The sequence below is a fragment of the Paraburkholderia sp. HD33-4 genome, from assembly GCF_021390635.1.
Taxonomy (GTDB): Bacteria; Pseudomonadota; Gammaproteobacteria; order Burkholderiales; family Burkholderiaceae; genus Paraburkholderia.
Window position 1 is genome coordinate 3,995,437 of the sequence record NZ_JAJEJS010000001.1, and the last position, 13,566, is coordinate 4,009,002.

13 protein-coding genes are annotated in these 13,566 nt (G+C 64.0%); 7 read left to right on the forward strand and 6 right to left on the reverse strand.

The genetic code is table 11. The annotated features are described in order from the left end of the window. The first annotated feature begins 117 nt into the window (after positions 1–117). Positions 118–903 (forward strand): DODA-type extradiol aromatic ring-opening family dioxygenase, encoded by a 786-nt coding sequence (locus L0U84_RS17795; protein ID WP_129958995.1) that lies wholly within the window; start codon positions 118–120, stop codon positions 901–903. A gap of 123 nt (positions 904–1,026) precedes the next feature. Here the strand turns inward: L0U84_RS17795 and L0U84_RS17800 are convergent, their stop codons facing one another. Then, positions 1,027–2,622, reverse strand: a complete 1,596-nt coding sequence (locus L0U84_RS17800; RefSeq protein ID WP_233851490.1) for an APC family permease — start codon at positions 2,620–2,622, stop codon at positions 1,027–1,029. A 429-nt stretch (positions 2,623–3,051) separates the two neighbouring features. Here L0U84_RS17800 and L0U84_RS17805 point away from each other — a divergent pair, with 429 nt between their 5' ends. Beyond that, on the forward strand, positions 3,052–3,255 hold the full coding sequence (locus L0U84_RS17805) for a cold-shock protein (protein WP_013090665.1): 204 nt from the start codon (positions 3,052–3,054) through the stop codon (positions 3,253–3,255). Between the two features lie 135 nt (positions 3,256–3,390). Here the strand turns inward: L0U84_RS17805 and L0U84_RS17810 are convergent, their stop codons facing one another. After that, the gene (locus L0U84_RS17810) at positions 3,391–4,641 is read right to left on the reverse strand and encodes an Hsp70 family protein (protein WP_233851492.1); all 1,251 of its coding nucleotides are present in this window, start codon (positions 4,639–4,641) and stop codon (positions 3,391–3,393) included. A gap of 188 nt (positions 4,642–4,829) precedes the next feature. On the opposite strand from L0U84_RS17810, the gene L0U84_RS17815 reads away from it, so the two are divergent. Next, on the forward strand, positions 4,830–6,323 hold the full coding sequence (locus L0U84_RS17815) for an MFS transporter (RefSeq protein WP_233851494.1): 1,494 nt from the start codon (positions 4,830–4,832) through the stop codon (positions 6,321–6,323). A 102-nt stretch (positions 6,324–6,425) separates the two neighbouring features. On the opposite strand, the gene L0U84_RS17820 is transcribed toward L0U84_RS17815, so the two are convergent. Together L0U84_RS17820 and L0U84_RS17825 are read right to left on the reverse strand one after the other, a co-directional pair. Further along, positions 6,426–7,019, reverse strand: a complete 594-nt coding sequence (locus L0U84_RS17820) for a nitroreductase family protein (RefSeq protein WP_211193426.1) — start codon at positions 7,017–7,019, stop codon at positions 6,426–6,428. 205 nt (positions 7,020–7,224) lie between these two features. After that, the gene (locus L0U84_RS17825) at positions 7,225–8,508 is read right to left on the reverse strand and encodes an MFS transporter (RefSeq protein WP_233851496.1); all 1,284 of its coding nucleotides are present in this window, start codon (positions 8,506–8,508) and stop codon (positions 7,225–7,227) included. A gap of 152 nt (positions 8,509–8,660) precedes the next feature. Here L0U84_RS17825 and L0U84_RS17830 point away from each other — a divergent pair, with 152 nt between their 5' ends. Next, positions 8,661–9,308, forward strand: coding sequence for a TetR/AcrR family transcriptional regulator (locus L0U84_RS17830; protein WP_233851498.1), 648 nt, complete (start codon positions 8,661–8,663; stop codon positions 9,306–9,308). Between the two features lie 58 nt (positions 9,309–9,366). Next, complete coding sequence (locus L0U84_RS17835) at positions 9,367–9,921, forward strand: DUF1415 domain-containing protein (RefSeq protein WP_233852058.1); 555 nt, start codon at positions 9,367–9,369, stop codon at positions 9,919–9,921. Positions 9,922–9,940: 19 nt separating this feature from the next. Here the strand turns inward: L0U84_RS17835 and L0U84_RS17840 are convergent, their stop codons facing one another. Continuing rightward, positions 9,941–10,783, reverse strand: a complete 843-nt coding sequence (locus L0U84_RS17840) for a class I SAM-dependent methyltransferase (protein WP_233852059.1) — start codon at positions 10,781–10,783, stop codon at positions 9,941–9,943. Between the two features lie 388 nt (positions 10,784–11,171). On the opposite strand from L0U84_RS17840, the gene L0U84_RS17845 reads away from it, so the two are divergent. Beyond that, positions 11,172–11,492: a DNA-binding protein gene (locus tag L0U84_RS17845; protein ID WP_233851500.1), complete on the forward strand. Its 321-nt coding sequence runs from the start codon at positions 11,172–11,174 to the stop codon at positions 11,490–11,492. A gap of 135 nt (positions 11,493–11,627) precedes the next feature. Here the strand turns inward: L0U84_RS17845 and L0U84_RS17850 are convergent, their stop codons facing one another. Next, on the reverse strand, positions 11,628–11,837 hold the full coding sequence (locus tag L0U84_RS17850) for a DUF1059 domain-containing protein (RefSeq protein ID WP_233851501.1): 210 nt from the start codon (positions 11,835–11,837) through the stop codon (positions 11,628–11,630). 450 nt (positions 11,838–12,287) lie between these two features. On the opposite strand from L0U84_RS17850, the gene L0U84_RS17855 reads away from it, so the two are divergent. Then, positions 12,288–13,559 (forward strand): TIGR03862 family flavoprotein, encoded by a 1,272-nt coding sequence (locus L0U84_RS17855; RefSeq protein ID WP_233851502.1) that lies wholly within the window; start codon positions 12,288–12,290, stop codon positions 13,557–13,559. The last annotated feature ends 7 nt before the right edge of the window (positions 13,560–13,566 follow it).

A 13,566-nucleotide genomic window follows, 5' to 3' on the forward strand; every position in this document is an offset into this window, starting at 1 on the left:
TAACAACGCCCGCGACACAATCAATTCCCTCCGAACCCATTTATCAAGCTGGCGTGCGGACCTATATTGGTAGCAACCTAATTTCTCCGTGCCGTGCTTAACGGCCGCGTTGCTGTCATGAACCGCCTACCTTCGCTTTTCCTGTCCCACGGCGCACCTACGCTGCCGATCGATCCGTCGATGCCGTCCGCCGAGTTCGGCGCACTCGGCACGCAATTGCCGCGTCCCGAGGCCATCCTGATGTTGTCGGCCCACTGGGGCACCGCGCAGCCGCTCGCGAGCATCGCGACGGCGCCTGAAACCATCCACGATTTCTACGGCTTTCCGCGCCAGCTCTACGAAATCCAATACCCGGCGCCCGGTGCGCCCGACGTCGCGCGCAGCGCCGCGGCGCTGCTCGGCGCGAGCGGCATCGCCGCGGACGTGCAGCCGCACGGACTCGACCACGGCGCGTGGGTGCCGATGCTGCTGATGTTCCCGCAAGCGGACGTGCCGATCGCCCAGTTGTCGATCCAGCCCCATCAGGATGCCGCGCATCATTTCCGCGTCGGCCGCGCGCTGCGCGCGCTGAAAGACGAAGGCGTGATGGTGATCGGCTCGGGCCAGATCACCCATAACCTGCGCGCCGCCGATTTCTCAGCTCGACCGGAAGACGCCGACCCGCGCGTCACCGAATTCACGGACTGGTTCGAGGACAAGCTCGTCGCGCGCGATATCGATGCACTGCTCGACTATCGCCGCCAGGCGCCACACGCGGTGCTGATGCATCCGACCGACGAGCATCTGTTGCCGGTGTTCGCCGCCCTTGGTGCCGCCGACGACGACTATTCGCTCGCGATTCAGTCGCTCGGCACCTACCAGCGCTCGCTCGCGATGACGAACTACGTGTTTGGCACTGCCTGACCTGCGGGGAAACCGCCAGGCAGTGACGTCCAACGAAAAAGCCCGCCTGATCGTCGATCTGGCGGGCTTTTTCTATTGCGAAGGACCCGCGTCGAGCGGATCCACCGGGGTTTCGACCGACGCTCAGTGCGCGCCGATACCTTCGAGCACTTCGTCGTGCACTTGCCGCTCGTCCAGATACTCCGAACGATAGCCGCTGTTCACGCCCCAGAAGTAGAACACCAGCGAGAAGACGATCACGACGAGCATGTCCCAGCCGTACGGCAGGATGCCGAAGCCGCCGAACTCCTTGCTGCCGATCAGCGACAGGATCGCCATGATCGGCAGATACGCGACCAGCCACCAGGCGGCCTTCAGATCACGGTTCCAACCCTCGAAGCCCTGCTTGGCCTGGAAATAGAAGTACACCGGCAGCGCGACGACCATCAGCAGAATGATTTCGCCGGTCAGCGGCCACTTCGCCCAGTACAGGATCAGCGACGCGCAGACGAACGCGAACGGCGCGATGACCTTCATGCCTGCGATGTGCAGCGGGCGATCGAGATCGGTTGCCGCGCGGCGCAGTGCCATCAAGCTGATCGGACCGGTCAGGTACGAGATCACGGTGGCGACCGAGATCACGGCCGCGAGCGAGCTCCAACCGCGGAAGAAGAACAGGAAGATGAACGACACGAACAGGTTGAACCACATCGCCGGACGCGGCACGCCGTAAAACGGATGCACCTGGCCGAAGATCTTCGGCATCGTGTTGTTGCGCTCCATCGCGTAGATCATCCGCGTCGTGGTCGCCATGTAGGTCGTACCGGTGCCGCTCGGGCTCACGAATGCGTCGACGTACAGCAGGATCGCCAGCCAGTTCAGGTTGAGCGCGATCGCCAGTTCCGCGAACGGCGAAGCGAAGTTGAAATGGCTCCAGCCCTTCATCACGTCGGCCGGGTTCACGGCGCCGATGTAGGCGATCTGCAGCAGCACGTAGATCACGAGCGCGAGCAGGATCGAGCCGATCACCGCGAACGGCACGCTCCGGGCCGGATTGCGCGCTTCACCGGCCAGGTTTATCGGGCTCTGGAAACCGTTGAACGCGAACACGATGCCGCTCGTCGAGACAGCGGTCAGCACCGCCGACCAGCCGTACGGCGCGAACGTGGTCGTCTGGCCGAAGTTCTCGGTGTGAACGCCGGTCATCATCAGGCCGGCGATCGTGGCGCCAGGGATCAGGAACTTGAAGATCGTGATCGCCGAATTGGCGCGCGCGAACAGCTTGACGCCCCAGTAGTTGAGCAGGAAGTAGATGATCACGAGCCCTGCGGACAACAGCAGGCCGTTGGTGGTCAATGACCCGCCGACGAAAAGCGCATGCGCCCAGGGATACGGCCAGGTGCTCATGTATTGGATCGATGCTTCCGCCTCGATCGGGATCACCGACACGATCGCGATCCAGTTGGCCCACGCGCTGATGAAACCGACCAGTGCGCCGTGCGAGTAGCGCGCATAGCGCACCATCCCGCCAGATTCCGGAAACATCGCGCCGAGCTCCGCGTAGGTCAGCGCAATCGCCAGAATCACGACCGCGCCGATGATCCATGCGCAAATTGCAGCCGGACCGGCGATCTTTGCAGCCTTCCACGCGCCGAACAGCCAGCCCGATCCGATGATCGAGCCCAGACCGGTCAGCATCAGCGCGAAAGGCCCGATGTTCCGTTGTATAGAACTTTTCACGTCTTCTCCTAAATCAGAACCATGTCGGCACCGCGTGACATCGCTTATGGCGGTGCACACGGGTGACGTGCATGTAAGCGCGTGCAGATGCGGAATAGGTGCAACCGACGCGCGGCGCGTAGTTTAACGGTTGCACCGCGTTACTGCAGTGAAACCGCAGTTCAACTAAGGGTTCTCCCTAGCAAAAAGTTAGCCTGGCGCGCAAGCTTTGTAAGAAATCTTTGCATCGGTACGGCAAAGTTTCATGCAGCCTGTTGACCTTCGTCTGAATTCGCCGTATAACGTTCGGGCAGGATTTCAAGTGGCGAGTGAGGTGGTTCTTTCGTAGTTCGCCCATCAACGGTACTCCGGTTGGTCCCATTACCCCTTCCTTGATTTTCATGCACCCCCGGGCTTCGGCCTTATTCACCATCTTTAGGAAAAAGTAATATGGAAACCGGTACCGTCAAGTGGTTCAACGACGCTAAGGGCTTTGGCTTCATCACTCCGGACGGCGGCGGTGAAGATCTGTTCGCGCATTTCTCGGAAATTCGCGTCGACGGCTTCAAGACGCTGCAAGAAAACCAAAAGGTCACGTTTGAAGTGAAGACGGGCCCGAAGGGCAAGCAAGCAGCTAACATCAAGCCGGTGTAAGCGCTCCGCTTCCTTCTGGACGCAAAAAAACCCCGCCTCGGCGGGGTTTTTTATTATTGGCGGCAAATCTGAATGCGCCGATTAAATTCGCGCGACTTCGCAATTCGCGGCAGATTATCTGCCGATTATTTTTGATTATCCGAACACGCGTCGAGCATGAATACCAAGGCCGGTCGCCACGCTCGCGAGGCGATCGCCGAACACCGCTTTCGCGTCCGGAAACGCCGCGGCCAGCGCACCCGACAAAAACGCGAGGCCGGTCGAGCCGCCGGTGAAATAGACCGCGTCGACGTCGCGCGGTGCGACACCCGCCGCCTGCACCGTATCGCGCGCGGCCTGCACGATGCGTCGCGTCTCTTCCTCGCCGGCCTTGACGAGTTGCGCTTCGTCGAACGCGAGACGCAGATCCTCTTCCACCTGCTCGAGATCGATCACGGTCTCGCCGCCCGCCGCCACGCCGATCTTCGCCTCTTCCGCGTGCGCGGCGAGCGCGTGGCCGAAACGCTGCTCGACCACGCGCATCAGCCGGTCGTGATGCTTCGTCTCCATGAAAAGGTGCCGCATCAGCGCGAGTTCGCTGACACGCTTCGGTGTGTAGACGGTGTTGATCAGATGCCAGGTCGCGAGATCGAAATAAATCCGGTTCGGGATTTCGCGCCCTTGCGGATCGAGCGACTGGTAGCCGAGCTCGCGCAGGATCGTCACGAGTTCGACGCGGCGATCGAAGTCCGTGCCCGCGACGTGCACGCCGTGGTGCGCGAGCACGTCGTCCTTGCGTTCGACGCGCTTCATCCGTTCTGGCCCCACTCGCACCAGCGAAAAGTCCGACGTACCGCCGCCGATGTCCGCCACGAGCACGAGCCCCTCGGCGCTCAGATGCGATTCGTAGTCGAACGCCGCCGCGATCGGTTCATACTGAAAGTGGATGTCGCGCAAGCCGACCGTGCGCGCGGCGGCTTCGAGCTGTTGCTGCGCCATCTGGTCTGCGCGCGGGTCGTCGTCGACGAAGAACACCGGGCGGCCCAGCACCGCGCGGTCGATCGCGCCGCCGGCGCTCGCCTCGGCCGCGCGCTTCAGGTGGGTCAGGAACGTCGCGATCACGTCGGTGTACTTGATCGCACTGCCGTCGCCGAGATCGGTCGTATTCTCGGCGAGCGGCGAGCCGAGAATGCTTTTCATCGAGCGCATCAGCCGTCCGTCGAAACCGTCGATGTAGGCCGCGAGCGCCGCGCGCCCGAATTCGCTGGTGTTTTCGTCGGTATTGAAGAAGACCGCGGTAGGCAGCGTCGTGTACGCGCCTTCGACCGGCGCCAGCTTCAGCTGCGAGTCCGTCGGAATCGCGACGGCCGAATTGGAAGTACCGAAGTCAATCGCGCAATAGTTCATGGCAGGAATGGCCGCTCACGGCTGGCGCGCACAGAAAGGGGAGCGGCTTTGTATCACGAAAACTCCGGCAGTATCAACTGAAGCTGGTCGGACGGCCGCAACATTGTTTGAAATCGTACCGCGGAACGGATCTTGCTGCGCTCGACCGGATGTGCCGTCCCATTTCGCCATCGAGGAGACTTCGCGTCATGAGCGTGCCGACCACCGCCGCCGTCGATGACCATCATGCCACGCTGATCGAAACCGATCTGCCGTCGCGGCTGGACCGCCTGCCCTGGGGCCGCTTTCATACGCTGATTGTCGTCGCGCTCGGCGTGACGTGGCTGCTCGACGGGCTCGAAGTGACGCTCGCCGGCGCGGTCGCGAGCGCGCTGAAAACCAGCCCGGCGCTGCGCTTTTCGAATGCCGACGTCGGCCTCGCGGGCAGCGCCTACATTGCCGGGGCGGTGCTCGGCGCGCTCGGTTTTGGCTGGCTGACGGACCGGCTCGGCCGTCGCAAGCTGTTTTTCATCACGCTGACGCTCTATCTGGCCGCGACCGCGGCGACCGCGCTGTCGTGGAACCTGATGAGCTTCATGTTGTTCCGCTTCCTGACCGGCGCGGGTATCGGCGGCGAATATACGGCGATCAACTCGACGATCCAGGAATTCACGCCGGCACGCGTGCGCGGCTGGACCGACCTCGGCATCAACGGCACGTTCTGGGTCGGCGCGGGGATCGGCGCAGCCGGTTCGCTGGTGCTGCTCGATCCGCATCTGCTGCCTTCCGACTGGGGCTGGCGCGCGTGTTTCTTCATCGGCGCGGTGCTCGCGCTCGCGATTCTGCCGATGCGCATGTGGGTGCCCGAAAGCCCGCGCTGGCTGCTCACGCACGACGGCGAGCGCGACGCGCGCACGATCGTCGAGGGGATCGAGACGCGTTTTCGCGACGACGGCCACACGCTCGCCGACGATACCCTCACGCGATTGCGCCTGCGCGCGCGCGCGCATACGCCGTTGCGCGAGGTGTTCCATGTGCTGTTCAACGTGCACCGGCGCCGCGCGCTGGTCGGTCTCACGCTGATGACCGCGCAGGCATTCTTCTACAACGCGATCTTTTTCACCTACGCGCTGGTCCTCACCGACTTCTATCACGTGCCGGGCGGCGACATAGGCTGGTATCTGCTGCCTTTCGCGCTCGGCAATTTCCTGGGGCCGCTCGTGCTCGGGCGGCTATTCGACGTGATCGGCCGGCGCAAGATGATCGCCGCCACGTACGCGATGTCGGCGATCCTGTTGACGCTGTCCGGCTATCTGTTCGAGCAGCAACTGCTCACCGTCGTCACGCAGACGGTCGCCTGGATGGTGATTTTCTTCTTCGCATCGGCGGCCGCCAGTTCCGCGTATCTGACCGTCAGCGAATCGTTTCCGCTCGAAATCCGCGCACTCGCGATCGCGGTTTTCTACGCGTTCGGCACCGCGCTCGGCGGCATCATCGGGCCGGCGTTTTTCGGCCGGCTGATCGATACGCATCAGCGCAGCGAGGTGTTTTCGGGCTATCTGGTCGGCTCCGCGTTGATGCTGGCGGCGGCGCTCGTCGCGGCGATCTGGGGTGTCGATGCGGAGCGCAAGTCGCTCGAACATGTGGCGGCGCCGCTGTCGAGCGTGGCGGACGGTGAGGACGAGGTCGAACGCTTCAAATAAAAAACGCGCGGCCATGCCGCGCGTGTTCGACTGCATTGGTGCTATCCAAACTGAATCTTCGCCTTGCGCGAACTCACGCGGCAAGCGCTGCGAATGCGTCGCTCAGAACGCCTTCTTCCAGCCGCCGCCGTACGCGATATCCGCGAGCGCCGCGCGCTGACGCGGGGCCTTCTCGCGTTCGCGCAGGACCGGATCCAGTTTATCGATGTCGCCGTAATGACCGAGCGAGATCATCGCGAGCGGCTCGACGTCCTTCGGCAGTTCGAAGGTGGTACGGAACGCGTTCACGTCGAAGCCGCTCATCTGGTGCGCGGCGAGGCCGAGCGCGTGCGCCTGCAACACCAGCGACATCGCTGCCGCGCCCGCGTCGTAGGACGCAAGGCGGTTCACGTCGCCCTTGTTGGTCAGGGTGTGCGCGGTCACCGCGATCAACACCGGCGCGGGCGCATTCCAGCCCTGATTGAACGGCACCAGCGTGGCGAAAGCCTTCTTGAACGCGACTTCGTCGACGCTGCGATCGAACACGACGAACCGCCACGGCTGCGCGTTATACGAAGACGGTGCCCAGCGCGCCGCTTCGAGCACGGCGCGCAACTGGTCGCGGCTCACCGGCTCGCTCGAATACGCACGCGGGCTCCAGCGGCCTGCAATCAGTTCGTGAATGGCAACTTCGGTTGAGGCGGGTTTGTTGGCCATGCGCTTCTCTCGTTGGAAATTCATGATCGTCGGGCGGCTGCCCGGGGCCACATAGCATAACGGGCTTTCGGTGCGCGCTCCAACTTGCGGCGCGGCGCTATGCGCGCTGGTTACCAAAACGCGCACGGCCCCCGCACGGCCCCGTTACGGGGCCGTGCGTCGTTGCTTCGCTGGAGCGTGAATCTGCGCTGTTCGCGAAGGCGCCTCAGATTGCCTGCGGCGTCGGCACGTTGGCCGGGCGGTTGATGCGCAGCACGATCACCGCGGCGATCAGGCACAAGCCGCCGGAAATCATCGACGCGACCGTATAGGTGCCGAGGCTCGCGCGCAGCATGCCCGCGCCGAGCGCCGCGAACGCCGCGCCGAGCTGGTGGCCCGCGACCACCCAGCCGAACACGATCGGCGCCTGCTCCTTGCCGTAGACGTCGGTGGCGAGACGCACGGTCGGCGGCACGGTGGCGATCCAGTCGAGACCGTAGAACACCGCGAACAGCGGCAGTCCGAAAAAGTCGATACCGAACGCGTGCGGCAGATACATCAGCGACAGGCCGCGCAGCCCGTAGTACCAGAACAGCAGCAAGCGGCTATTGAAGCGGTCCGACAGCCAGCCCGACAGCGTCGTGCCGAACAGGTCGAACACGCCCATCGCCGCGAGCAGCGACGCGCCCTGCACTTCGGTCATCCCGTAGTCGCCGCACATCGCAATCAGATGGGTGCCGACATAACCGTTGGTGCTCGCGCCGCAGATGAAGAAGCTGAAGAAAAGCAGCCAGAAGTCGCGCGTTTTGCTCGCCGACGCAAGCGCGCCGAACGCGATCGCGAGCGGGTTCTGCTTAGTGACGGTCGTGGTGATCGGCGCGTCGTGCGGTTCGCCGTATGGGCGCAACTCCATGCTGGCCGGATGCTCGGGCAGCAGAAACGCGACGAGCGGAATCACGACGCCCGCCGCGAGCGCGACGACCCACACGACCTGGCGCCAGCCGTGATGCTCGGCGATGGCCGCGAGCAGCGGCAGGAACACCAGCTGGCCGGTCGCCGAGCTGGCGGTCAGGATACCCATGACGAGACCGCGGCGCGTCGTGAACCAGCGCGTGACCACGGTCGCCGACAGCGACAGCGCCGCAACGCCCGTCGATCCGCCGACCATCACGCCCCAGATCAGCACCATCTGCCACGGATGCGTCATCAGCGACGACAGCGCGACGCCCGCGGCCATCGTGCCGAGCGCGGCCAGCAGTGTCGGACGCACACCGAAGCGCTGCATCGCGGCGGCCGCGAACGGCCCCATCAAGCCATACAGGGCGATGTTCACGGAGATCGCGAGCGAAATCGTCGCGCGGCTCCAGCCGAATTGGTGCTCGAGCGGCACCATCATCACGCTCGGTGTCGCGCGCGTCCCCGCCGCCGCGAGCAACACCAGGAACACCACGGCGACGGTCAACCAGCCATAGTGAAAACGTCCGCCTATCAGTCGCGCAGCCCAGTTCATCGGTTCTCCCATCGACGCTGCCCGGTGGCGGCATCGTTCGCATTATTACGGCTTCGGTAAATGATTTGTGACAGATCAGTCACAATGGTGTTGCGATCTTAGTTACTGATCGGTAACATGTCAAGGCGTCAATTTCATTCGGGTGACTTGCCATGTCCGCCAGCGAAACTCCCAAGCCCGCCGCTGCTCGCGCGCGGCGCGCGCGCAGCGCGCAGACCGCCGGGCCGCAGGCGCAGCAGCATCTGTTGCGCGCGGCCAGCGAGTTGTTCTATCGCGAGGGCGTGCGCACGGTCGGCGTCGATGCGGTGGTCGAGCGCGCGGGCGTGAACAAGATGAGCCTGTACAGGCAGTTTTCGTCGAAGGACGAACTGGTGATGGCGTATCTGGAACAGAAGGACGAGCAGTTCTTCGGCTACGTCGAAAAGAGTTTCGCGAAGCATCCGGGCGAGCCGGCGAAGCAGCTTCAGCAATACTTCGACGACCTCGTGGTGCGCGCCTCGGTCGACCACTACCGCGGCTGCCCGTTCGTGAACGTGTCGGTGGAGTTTGCGGATCCCGCGCATCCGGCGCGGCAGTTCGTGTTCCGCAACAAGCAGCGCCTGATGGCGCGCCTCGTCGAGCTGTCGACGGCGGCCGGCGCCGGCGATCCGCAAGCGCTCGCCGATGGGCTCGGTCTGCTGATCGAAGGTGTGTATGCGGCGAGCCAGACTTACGGGCCGGGATGCGGGCCGATCCTCGCCGCGCCGAAAGTCGCCGCGCAGTTGATCGCGGCCGCTTGCGGGCAGACGCGGGCTCGCTGAGCCAGTCCGTCAGCTGGGTCCTTTAGAATTGCGGATGTCCCCGTTACGTCCGTCCGCCATGCCGTTGCCCGCCGAATCCCACGATGCCGTTATCGCCGCAACCCGTCACTGGCTGACGGAGGCCGTGATCGGGCTGAACCTGTGTCCGTTCGCGAAGGCCGTGCATGTGAAGGGGCAGATTCGCTACGCGGTCAGCGAAGCGGACACGCTCGAAGCGGTGCTGGCCGATCTGGAAGCCGAACTGCAGACGCTCGTCGTGGCCGACCCCGCCGCGATCGACACGACGCTGCTGATCCTGCCGCGCGCGTTCGGCGACTTTCTCGACTTCAACGACTGCCTGTTCTTCGCCGACAGGCTGATCCGGCAGTTGCGCCTCGAAGGCGTGATCCAGATCGCGAGCTTTCATCCGCATTACCAGTTCGAGGGCAGCGAGCCCGACGATATCGAAAACTACACGAACCGGGCGCCCTATCCGATCCTGCATCTGCTGCGTGAAGACAGCATCGAGCGGGCCGTGCAGGCCTTTCCCGACGCGGAAGAGATCTACGAGCGCAATCAGGAAACGCTGCGGCGCATCGGCCTCGCGGGCTGGGATGCGCTGATGAAGCGCTAGGAGCGCGCTGTGCCTCGCCTCAGGCTGACACGAAAAACCGCTCCTTCAGCGCGTCGAGCCCGAGCGTGTCCAGCACTTCGCCGAGCCGCTCGGCCGGCCGGCGCCGCGGCAGATCCTTGTATTGCGCGATGATCAGCTCGTTTTTCATCGAATGTTCCCAGCCGACCAGCTCGGTGACACTGACCTGATAACCGTGCGCTTCGAGCTGCAGGCAGCGAAGCACGTTCGTGATCTGGCTGCCGAATTCGCGCGTGTGCAGAGGATGCCGCCAGATTTCCGTCAGCGCGTTCTTCAGGTCTCGGCCCTTGTTCTGCCGCAGCACGCCGGCCACCTCGGCCTGGCAGCACGGCACGACGACGATGTACTTCGCGTGCTTTTCGAGCGCGAAACGGATCGCGTCGTCGGTGGCGGTATTGCACGCGTGCAGCGCGGTCACGATGTCGATTTCGGCAGGCAGACGCGTCGACGTGATCGATTCCGCCACCGACAGATTCACAAACGACATTCCCTTGAAGCCGAGCCGCGCTGCCAGCTCTTCGGACTTCGTCACCAGTTCTTCGCGCGTTTCGATGCCGTAAATGTGCGAAGCCCCACCTGCGGCATCCTGAAACTCCTTGAAAAACAGGTCGTACAGGATAAAACCGAGGTATGACTTGCCCGCGCCGTGGTCGACTAGCGTCAGCGACCCCTGCTGGTCTTTCAGGTCCTTGAGCAGCGGCTCGATGAACTGGAACAGATGGTAGACCTGCTTCAGCTTGCGACGGCTGTCCTGATTCATCTTCCCGTCACGCGTGAGGATGTGGAGTTCCTTGAGCAGCTCGACGGACTGGTTGGGACGGATTTCGTGAGTTTTGCCGGACATCATGTGGGCCGCCATCAATTGCAGCGCGAACGTGCGACAGATGACGGAAAAAGGGAAAAGTTGCTGCCAGTTTACCCAAAGTGCGGCATTCCCAGCGAGCACGCCGCGCGGACCGCGCGGGACAAGCGATCCACGGGGAACACTTCCTGCCCGAAACGCGGTGCGCGGAAGTGTCTCGATAATGGCTGAAAAGAGCTTGCGCGCCGGCTGATCCCGCGAGTGCAAGCCATGTTGCCGAAAACAGGAGGCTGTCCGGCCGTGCGACCGGACACGCGAACCGGATGCAGGTGGGGAGAGCGGCCCCGGAACACGGGCCGAACGTTACGTAACCAGCAGCGGCCGGCTTTGCAAGCGGTCGCGCGCTCGGATGATCACAGATGAGGCGGCAATGGATACGGTACCCAACGGAAATGTCGACCAGAAGTTCCAGGAATTGCTGGCGAAGCTCACCGCCGCGCCGGCATGGTCGGAGAAACAGCAACTCGAGCTGGAGATGGCACGCGACATCTCCACGGAAATGCTGCGGCTCGCCGAAGTCATGCGCGACGGCAGCGTCGACCTCGAGACCTGCCTGACGATGCTCAAGTACGCGAAGGTGCTCGATTTCGTGATGACGACGCTCGCGTCGCGACGCGACATCAAGCCGCAGACGCTACGGGTGATCTTCAAGCTCGCCGGGCTGAAGGTCGACGAAGCCTATCCGGGTTAGCGCCCCGGCATGTTGATCAGGATGGCCTGGTATCGCGTTTCTCGTGTCACGCCAATACTGCTGCAACACGATCGCGCGCGGGTGGCTCGATGCCGCTCGCGAAGCAGGCCTCCGCTCTCCCCCTCCACGGTTGTGTCAAGCGCGCGGCGCCTCCGCGGGTGGCGTGCCGTCGTGAAATAGCGTCTTCAGTTGCGCGCGCAGCTCTGGCGAATCCGTGTGCTTGTGAACGCTGACGGCATGCTGGACCGCGGCTTCGAGCAGTTCGCTGTCGCTGTCGGCGGATAGCGCGACAGTGCAGTTCGTTTCGCTCGGAAACTCGCGACAGTCGATATATTTGCGGGCCATGGCAACCTCCTTTATTCAGACGAACGACCCTTCCACCGATTCAACGCACGATGCGCGTCGGCGACCGGCGTGCGGCAGGGAAGCGCGCCGCAGCGGCTGCGTCGAAAGTGACGTGATTGGGGATTGACGCGCGGAACGACGCGAACGGCGTCCGATGGAAGATATTTGAAAGTATAGGTCGCGTGCGGCGCGAGCCAAGCGGTGAACGCAATGCGCAACGGCCGGGAGAAAGACTGAATCGAGTATTTTCCGGTCTGCGGCGATCGCATCGGCCAGCTGAACCGGGGCTCCCCCTGCTGGCCTGCACCGCGCTGTGTTCAGCAGTGTTCGACAGCGTTCGACGTCGTTTGCCGGCCACCGCGCGCGGTGTGACAATAGCGCCCTTCGCGCCGCCCGTCCGCCCGGTCGCCGCGGCGCACCGCCTGTTCTCCCCCTGATCCGCTGAACCGCATGCCATCCTCGCTCGATTCCGCCCGCGTCGCCGTGATCGGCGGCGGCCCCGCCGGCCTGATGGCCGCCGAAACGCTTGCCCGGCGCGGCGTGCAAGTGCACGTGTATGACGCGATGCCGTCGGTTGGACGCAAATTCCTGATGGCAGGCAAAGGCGGCATGAACATCACGCATTCGGAAGCCCTCGAGCCTTTTCTCGACCGCTACGGCGCGCGTCGCGAGCGCATCGCGCCATTGCTCGACACGTTCGGGCCCGACGCACTGCGCGCATGGCTCGCCGAATTGGGCGTCGAGACGTTCGTCGGCAGTTCGGGGCGCGTGTTCCCGTCGGACATGAAGGCCGCGCCGATGCTGCGCGCGTGGCTGCATCGGCTGCGCGAAGCGGGCGTGCAGTTCCATATGCGTCACAAGTGGAGAGGCTGGGCACCCACGTCCGAAGCCGGCGCCGCGCACGCGCTGCGCTTCGACACGCCCGACGGTGAGCAGACGGTTAGCTGCGACGCGGTCGTGTTCGCGCTCGGCGGCGCCAGTTGGCCGCGGCTCGGCTCCGATGCCGCATGGGTGCCCCTGATGACGTCGCGCGACGTGCCGGTAACGCCGCTGCGGCCGGCGAACTGCGGCTTCGACGCGGACTGGAGCCCGTATCTGCGCGAGCGTTTCGCCGGTCAGCCGATCAAGCCGGTCGCGATCTCGCTCACCGATGTAGACGGAAAAGTCCACAATCGACAAGGTGAAATACTTTTGACCGAAACGGGCCTCGAAGGGAGCCTGATTTACGCCTTGTCGGCGCCGATCCGCGAGCGGATTGTCGCCGACGGCGAGCTCACGATCTCGCTGGATCTCGCGCCAGGCTTGGCGCTCGAGCGGGTCGTCGAAGAAGTGACACGGCCGCGCGGCTCACGCTCGATCGCAAGTCATCTGCATGGGCGGATCGGGATCGGCGGCGTCAAGCTGGCGCTATTGCACGAGATTCTGTCGAAAGAAGCATTCGCCGACGCGCGCGGCCTCGCCCACGCGATCAAGGCACTCCCGGTGCGACTGCTGCGTGCGCGACCGATCGACGAAGCGATCAGCACAGCGGGCGGCATCCCGTTCGAGGCGCTGGACGCGCATCTGATGATCGACCGGATGCCCGGCGCATTCTGCGCGGGCGAAATGCTCGATTGGGAAGCACCGACCGGCGGTTATCTGCTGACCGCCTGTTTTGCCAGCGGGCTGGTGGCTGGCCAGGGCGTATGCGCGTATCTGGAAGCGCGCGGCACGTCGGCGTGACGCGCGC

What these genes read in the sequence shown, in the direction of transcription:
- L0U84_RS17850 (WP_233851501.1), bottom strand. Translation starts at nt 11,837, where the DNA reads ATGGCCCGCAAATATATCGACTGTCGCGAGTTTCCGAGCGAAACGAAC.
- L0U84_RS17820 (WP_211193426.1), bottom strand. Translation starts at nt 7,019, where the DNA reads ATGGCCAACAAACCCGCCTCAACCGAAGTTGCCATTCACGAACTGATT.
- L0U84_RS17845 (WP_233851500.1), top strand. Translation starts at nt 11,172, where the DNA reads ATGGATACGGTACCCAACGGAAATGTCGACCAGAAGTTCCAGGAATTG.
- L0U84_RS17805 (WP_013090665.1), top strand. Translation starts at nt 3,052, where the DNA reads ATGGAAACCGGTACCGTCAAGTGGTTCAACGACGCTAAGGGCTTTGGC.
- L0U84_RS17840 (WP_233852059.1), bottom strand. Translation starts at nt 10,783, where the DNA reads ATGTCCGGCAAAACTCACGAAATCCGTCCCAACCAGTCCGTCGAGCTG.
- L0U84_RS17815 (WP_233851494.1), top strand. Translation starts at nt 4,830, where the DNA reads ATGAGCGTGCCGACCACCGCCGCCGTCGATGACCATCATGCCACGCTG.
- L0U84_RS17810 (WP_233851492.1), bottom strand. Translation starts at nt 4,641, where the DNA reads ATGAACTATTGCGCGATTGACTTCGGTACTTCCAATTCGGCCGTCGCG.
- L0U84_RS17825 (WP_233851496.1), bottom strand. Translation starts at nt 8,508, where the DNA reads ATGAACTGGGCTGCGCGACTGATAGGCGGACGTTTTCACTATGGCTGG.
- L0U84_RS17795 (WP_129958995.1), top strand. Translation starts at nt 118, where the DNA reads ATGAACCGCCTACCTTCGCTTTTCCTGTCCCACGGCGCACCTACGCTG.
- L0U84_RS17835 (WP_233852058.1), top strand. Translation starts at nt 9,367, where the DNA reads ATGCCGTTGCCCGCCGAATCCCACGATGCCGTTATCGCCGCAACCCGT.
- L0U84_RS17830 (WP_233851498.1), top strand. Translation starts at nt 8,661, where the DNA reads ATGTCCGCCAGCGAAACTCCCAAGCCCGCCGCTGCTCGCGCGCGGCGC.
- L0U84_RS17855 (WP_233851502.1), top strand. Translation starts at nt 12,288, where the DNA reads ATGCCATCCTCGCTCGATTCCGCCCGCGTCGCCGTGATCGGCGGCGGC.